Origin of the sequence: Shewanella sp. SM55, assembly GCF_025654025.1 — a bacterium.
GTDB lineage: Bacteria > Pseudomonadota > Gammaproteobacteria > Enterobacterales > Shewanellaceae > Shewanella > Shewanella oncorhynchi.
The window spans coordinates 1-562 of sequence record NZ_JAKKRS010000051.1; the positions used below are offsets into that span (position 1 = coordinate 1).

The following is a 562-nucleotide window of genomic DNA, read 5'->3' on the forward strand; positions in this document are numbered from 1 at the left end:
GTACTGAATAATCAACGAGCTATCTTGCTCTTGACCATCTATCCATGCGACTGCAGTGTGTAACTGGTGCGCGGCAATATTCAGCCAGTTGATTAAGGATTGTATTTGATGCTCATCTGGCACAACCCAGTTAACACTTAATGTGATTTGGTGATCAATTGGCAGCGACCAATTAACGCTGGTGTTTGTTTGGGTATCTAGATTGAATAACCAATTGATTGATAAAACTGAATCGTTTGCAATGTTAGATATCCATGGTGATTCTATTACAACTTCATCTGCGTTGTAATTTTCCCAAGGTGATTCAATTTTAGATTCAATATCACTTGAGAACTGAGCCAATATTAACGCTTGTTCGACGGCATCGAGCGTAAACCAACTGAATCCACACTCGATACCAAATGAATTATCAACAACAATGGGTGTGTCAATAAACCTGATTGATATTGGGCTAACTGCATTCAACCAAGGCGTGTCAAACCGTAGTGTTATTGCTGTCATATTGCGTTCGCATTAATATTTTCAGCACGTACACCATCGACAAATTTGCAATTGTACACAT

1 pseudogene is annotated in these 562 nt (G+C 39.1%); it reads right to left on the reverse strand.

What is annotated here, in order from left to right:
* A pseudogene (locus L5L91_RS22670) lies at nt 1–501 on the reverse strand (hypothetical protein); the annotation flags it as partial.
* Nucleotides 502–562: the final 61 nt, after the last annotated feature.